This window comes from Microbacterium sp. p3-SID336, assembly GCF_025143365.1.
GTDB lineage: Bacteria > Actinomycetota > Actinomycetes > Actinomycetales > Microbacteriaceae > Microbacterium.
The window spans coordinates 61,284-67,367 of the sequence record NZ_JALXPE010000016.1 but is presented as its reverse complement, the minus strand read 5'-3'; the positions used below and the strand labels follow the sequence as shown (position 1 = coordinate 67,367).

At 72.5% G+C, this 6,084-nt stretch carries 3 protein-coding genes; 1 reads left to right on the top strand and 2 read right to left on the bottom strand.

Annotation, left to right across the window (positions count from 1 at the left end):
- Positions 1–32: 32 nt before the first annotated feature.
- Together M3C17_RS06680 and M3C17_RS06675 are read right to left on the bottom strand one after the other, a co-directional pair.
- Positions 33–869 (bottom strand): aldo/keto reductase, encoded by an 837-nt coding sequence (locus M3C17_RS06680; protein ID WP_259976852.1) that lies wholly within the window; start codon positions 867–869, stop codon positions 33–35.
- On the bottom strand, positions 866–2,083 hold the full coding sequence (locus M3C17_RS06675; protein ID WP_259976851.1) for a heparan-alpha-glucosaminide N-acetyltransferase domain-containing protein: 1,218 nt from the start codon (positions 2,081–2,083) through the stop codon (positions 866–868). The genes M3C17_RS06680 and M3C17_RS06675 overlap by 4 nt, the downstream gene beginning before the upstream one ends.
- A gap of 43 nt (positions 2,084–2,126) precedes the next feature.
- Between M3C17_RS06675 and hrpA the strand changes: the two genes are divergently transcribed.
- Positions 2,127–6,059: an ATP-dependent RNA helicase HrpA gene (gene hrpA, locus M3C17_RS06670; protein WP_259976850.1), complete on the top strand. Its 3,933-nt coding sequence runs from the start codon at positions 2,127–2,129 to the stop codon at positions 6,057–6,059.
- The last annotated feature ends 25 nt before the right edge of the window (positions 6,060–6,084 follow it).

Genomic DNA, 6,084 nt, shown 5'->3' with positions numbered 1-6,084 from the left:
CGCGCGGCGGGACGCGGGTCAGTCCACCGTGGTCAGTTCACCTCGTCGGGGTGCGAGCCCACGCGGCCGGAGCCGTCGAGCGGGTCCAGCGCGTCGATCGCGGCGATCTCCTCATCGGTCAGCGTGAAGCCGAACACGTCGAGGTTCTCGCGGAGGCGCTCCGGCCGCACCGACTTCGGGAACACGATGATGCCCTTCTGCAGATGCCAGCGCAGCACCGCCTGCGCGGGGGTCACACCGTGCGCGGCCGCGGCGTCCGCGACGGCCGGAGTGCCGAACAGGTCGTACTTGCCCTGGCCGAGCGGACCCCACGCCTCGATGCGCACGCCGTTCTCCTCGGCCCACGCGACCTCTTCGCGACGCTGGTAGGCGGGGTGCAGCTCGATCTGGTTGACCGCGGGGACCACGCCGGTCTCCTTCACGGTGCGCTCCAGGTGCGGCACCAGGAAGTTCGAGACGCCGATGCTGCGGGTCAGCCCGGCCTCGCGCAGCTCGATGAGCTTCGCGAACGCGTGCACGTAGTCGTCCTTGGCGGGGGTGGGCCAGTGCACGAGGTACAGGTCGACCTGCTCCAGCCCGAGCTTGTCCAGGCTCTCGCCGATCGCGGCGCGCGGCTCGTCGTCGTGGTGGCGGTCGTTCCAGAGCTTCGTGGTGACGAACAGCTCCTCGCGCGGGATGCCGGAGGACGCGATGGCAGCGCCGACGCCCTCCTCGTTGCCGTAGATCGCGGCGGTGTCGATGTGGCGGTACCCGATCTCCAGCGCCTCGCTCACCGCCTTCTCGGTCTCGGCCGGCGGCACCTTGAAGACGCCGTAGCCCAGCTGCGGGATGGAGTTGCCGTCGTTCAGTTCGAGTGCAGGAATCGTCATGCGCCCAGCCTATGACCTGTGATGACAGGTGGTGCGGGAACGTGACGATCCGTGTCCGCCGTCGCGTCGGCGCGCGATACCGGGACGGCGGCCATGGCCTGTGCAGCGCGACCGACGAGGCGCTCGAGCGGACCGCGGCCGAGGAACATCGACCACAGGGTCGCCGCGATCAGGAGCACGAGGGCGGTGGCTGCCCAGAAGTCGTTGCTCTGGAAGAACCCGCCGGGGCCCGCGACCACGACGACCGAGAGCACGTGCGCGGTGTACGCCGTCAGCGGCATGGACCCCAGGGCCGCGAGCGGGAGGAAGGGCCAGCGCAGCGGGCGGCTCAGCAGCAGGCACAGGCCGACGACGGCGAGCACGAACCCCCCTGACCCCACGACCTCCGCCGTCCCGCCCGAATGGGGCTCGACCGCGAAGAACGCCGACAGCGCGGCGCCCACCGGATCGGCGGCTGCCAGGGCGTCGGGATACGCCTCCCATCCGGTTTCCGAGCCGAACCCGAGACCGCTCCTCCCGTCGAGCCCGAGCCCCTGCCCCACGGCGCCGAGGCCGTAGCCGCACACCGCCAGCACCACGCCCGCGATGAGGGCGATCGCGGCGGTGCGCAGGCGCTCCACGTGCAATCGGCCCAGCGCCATGCCGGCCAGCGCGAACGCGAGCCACACCGACAGCGGGTACATGCCGTACAGCGCGAAGGAGATCCCGCCGCCGTAGGGCTCCAGGGCGAGCGCGGCGAGGAGTGCCAGGGTCGCCGGGGCCGTGAGCGCGAGCACACCCGCACCGAGCAGCAGCTGCCACGGGCGCCAGCGCAGGAACGGGATCACCGCGACGTACAGCAGCCCGTACAGCGTGAGGATCACGGCGATCGGGGTGTTCAGCATCTCCAGCGCGAGCCCGATCAGGAAGATCGTCGCGCCGCGGCCCACGAGGTTCAGCCGGAGAGACGGCATCCGCTCGGGGGCGGGCGGTGTGCTGCGGCCCGTCATCAGCGCGATCGACACCCCGGCGAGCAGTGCGAAGAGCAGGGACGAGCGACCGTGGACGAGGTCCGTCCACGTGGACGGGTCGCTCCACTGGAAGGGAACGAACTCCCCGATGTGGGCACCGGCCATGCCGAGGATGGCGAGGGCGCGCGCCACGTCGAGGCCGAGGATGCGCGGGGGACGCCCGAAGTCCCGGAACCACCGGACGGGCGCGAGAGCGGAGATCACGTGTTGATCGTAGGGCGCGCATCCCGGCATACGATGGAGGGCTATGTCCTCTCCCGTCATCTCCTATCCCCCGGAGCTGCCCGTCAGCGCCGCGCGGGAGGAGATCGCCGACGCCGTCCGCGACCACCAGGTCGTGATCGTCGCGGGTGCCACGGGCTCGGGCAAGACCACGCAGCTGCCCAAGATCGCCCTCGAGCTCGGCCGTGAGCGCATCGCCCACACGCAGCCGCGCCGTCTCGCCGCCCGCACGATCGCCGAGCGCGTCGCGGAGGAGCTGCAGGTCGAGCTGGGCACCCTCGTCGGCTACAAGGTGCGCTTCACCGACAGGGTGTCCGAGGACACGCGCATCGCGCTGATGACCGACGGCATCCTGCTCAACGAGATCCACCGCGACCGCCTGCTCAGCCGCTATGACACGATCATCATCGACGAGGCCCACGAGCGGTCCCTCAACGTGGACTTCCTGCTCGGCTACCTGGCCCGCATCCTCCCGGAGCGCCCCGATCTCAAGGTGATCATCACCTCCGCGACGATCGACCCGGAGAGCTTCGCCGCCCACTTCGCCGCGTCCGACGGCACCCCCGCACCCATCGTCGAGGTGTCCGGCCGCACCTACCCGGTGGAGATCCGCCACCGCCCCCTCATCGACGAGGGGGACGACGGTCCGTCCGGCGCCGACCCGGAGGACGAGGTGTCGGCGATCGTCGCCGCACTGCGCGAACTCGACCGGGAGCCGCCGGGCGACGTGCTGGTGTTCCTCCCCGGCGAGGCCGAGATCCGCGACGCGGCCGACGCCGTCCGCGGCGCCTACGCGAAGGACCGCTCGCCGACCGAGGTGCTGCCGCTGTTCGGCCGCCTCTCCTCCGCCGAGCAGCACCGGGTGTTCGAGCGCAGCAGCGTGGCCGGGGTCCGTCGCCGGGTCGTCCTCGCCACGAACGTGGCCGAGACGAGCCTCACGGTGCCGGGCATCAAGTACGTGATCGACACGGGCACCGCACGCATCTCGCGCTACAGCAACCGGTCGAAGGTGCAGCGGCTTCCCATCGAGGCCATCTCGCAGGCCTCCGCGAACCAGCGCTCCGGTCGCGCCGGACGCACGAGCGAGGGCATCGCGATCCGCCTCTACTCGGAGGAGGACTTCGCGCGGCGTCCCGAGTTCACCGAGCCCGAGATCCTGCGCACCTCGCTCGCCTCCGTCATCCTGCAGATGCTGGCACTGGGGTTCGGCGACATCACGGCGTTCCCGTTCCTCACCCCGCCGGACTCCCGCGGCGTGAAGGCCGCGTTCGACCTGCTCACCGAGCTGGGCGCCGTCGAGCCCTCCCGCCGCGACGGCTCCCCGCATCTCACCAGGATCGGCCGCGACCTCTCGCGCATGCCGATCGATCCGCGCTTCGCCCGCATGCTGATCGAGGCGCAGCGCTCCGGTCGCGGCGGCTCCGTGCTGCGGGACGTGCTCGCGATCGTGGCGGGCCTCACGATCCAGGACGTCCGCGAGCGCCCGGAGGAGCGGCGCGAGGAGGCCGACCGACTGCACGCCCGCTTCGCCGACCCCACGAGCGACTTCCTCACGCTGCTGAACCTGTGGAACCACCTCCGCGAACAGCAGCGCGAACTCGGCTCGAGCGCTTTCCGCCGTCTCTGCCGCGCCGAGCACCTCAACTACGTGCGCGTGCGCGAGTGGTTCGACGTGCACCGGCAGCTGCGCACCCTGGTGAAGACGCCGGAGCGCGGCGCGGAGCAGACCGGCGCCGCCGACCCCGACGCCGTGCACCGGGCACTGCTGTCCGGCCTGCTGTCGCAGATCGGGGTGCTCGACGAGCGCACCGCCCCGGCGGGCAAGACGCACTCCCCCGCGCGCGATCCGAAGCGGCGGATCACCGAGTATCGCGGAGCCCGCGGCATCCGGTTCTCGATCTTCCCCGGCTCGGCCCTGCGGAAGAAGAGCCCGCGCGCGGTGATGGCCGCCGAGATCGTGGAGACCTCGCGCACCTTCGCCCGCACGGTCGCCGCGATCGACCCGGCGTGGGCGGAGCCGCTCGCGGGCGAGCTCGCCAAGCGACAGGTCACGGAGCCGCACTGGTCGAAGGACGCGGGTGCCGCCGTGGCCTTCGAGAAGGTCACCCTGTTCGGCGTGGAGATCATCCCGCGGCGGCGCGTGCAGTTCGCGCGCATCGACAGGGCCGCCTCGCGCGAGCTGTTCGTGCGGCATGCGCTCGTCGAGGGCGAGTGGGACCCGTCGCGGATCGACAAGCGCGTGAGCGCCTTCTGGCGCAGCAACGCCGAGCTGCGCCGCCGCCTGGAGAAGCTCGAGGAGCGGGAGCGTCGCCGCGACATCCTGGCCGGCGACGAGGCCGTGTTCCGGTTCTACGACGAGCGCATCCCCGCCGAGGTCTTCGACGTGCGCTCCTTCGAGGCCTGGTGGCGGGACGCGCTCGTCGCGACGCCGAAGCTGCTCGTGATGCGCGAGAGCGACCTGATCGACGACGAGGACCGCGCCGATCAGCGCGAGTTCCCGACGCGGTGGACGCAGGGCGACCAGGTGCTGGGGCTCGCGTACCGCTTCGAGCCCGGCGCCCCGGACGACGGCGTGAGCGTCGTGGTGCCCCTCCCCCTGCTCGCGCAGCTGGAGGACCGCGGCTTCGACTGGCAGGTGCCGGGGCTCCGCGCCGAGCTCGTCACCGGGCTGCTGCGCGCGCTGCCCAAGGCCATCCGCCGCCACGTCGTGCCCGCGGCGGACTGGGCGGAGAAGTTCGGGGCCGAGCTCGCCGACCAGGGCCCGGAGGCTCACGAGGGTCTGCCCCCGCGCACGCTCAAGGAGGCCCTGGCCCGGCTGATCCAGCCGCTCGCGAATCAGCTCGTCTCCGCGTCCGACTTCGAGGACGAGCGGGTGCCCGCACACCTGCGCATGAACTTCCGCGCGGTCGACGACCGGGGTCGCGTGGTCGGCTCCGGGCGCGACCTCCGGGCGTTGCAGGCGCAGCTCTCCGACCGCGCGCGCAGCAGCGTCGCCCGGTCGGTCGCGAAGGCCCCCGGCACGGGCCCCGCGCGTCCCGGCGAAGCCCCGGCACGGGTGGCCGCGGCCTCCGTCGAGCAGAGCGGGCTCACCGCCTGGAGCTTCGGCGACCTGCCGGAGGTGCTCGACACGCGCGTCGCCGGCGGCGTGGTGCGCGGCTACCCGGCGATCGTCGACGACGGCGCGAGCGTGTCGGTGCGCGTGGAGTCCACGCCGGATGCCGCCGCGGCCGCCACGCGCGACGGCGTGCTGCGCCTCGTGCTGCTCGCCGTGCCCTCTCCGTCCTCCTACGTGCAGCAGCACCTGACCAGTCAGGAGAAGCTCGCCCTCGCGGCCTCACCGTACTCCTCGGCGTCCGCCCTGATCGAGGACTGCCGTGCGGCCGTCGCCCGACGGGTCATCGACGGGTCCACGGGCGCGCCGGACGGACGCGACCGCGGCATCGTGCGCACCGAGGCCGCGTTCGCGCAGGTGCGGGATGCCGTGTCCGCCGTGCTCGTGGACGAGCTGTTCGCGTGCGTGTCGCTCGTCGCCCGCATCCTCACGAAGGCGCGCGAGGTGGAGCGCGGAATCAAGGGGCAGAACTCGCTCGCACTGCTCGGCCCGCTGGGCGACCTGCGCGGGCAGCTCTCCGGTCTGCTGCACCCCGGGTTCGTGTCCGCCGCGGGCGTGGACCGGCTGGCGCAGTATCCCCGATACCTGGACGGCATGCTCGACCGCCTGAAGACCCTGGCGAACGAACCGGGCAGGGATCGCGCCCGCATGACCGAGTTCGAGCGGATGGCGAAGGCGTACGAGGAGGCTGGCGGCACCATCCCGCTCCCCCGCGACGCGACGCCCGCCCTCGCGGAGACGCGCTGGCTGCTGGAGGAGTACCGCGTGAGCCTGTTCGCGCAGCGCCTCGGCACCGCACAGCCGGTGTCGCCGCAGCGGATCATGAAGGCGCTCGCCGGGCGCTGACCGCGCCGGCGCGGGTAGCCTGGGA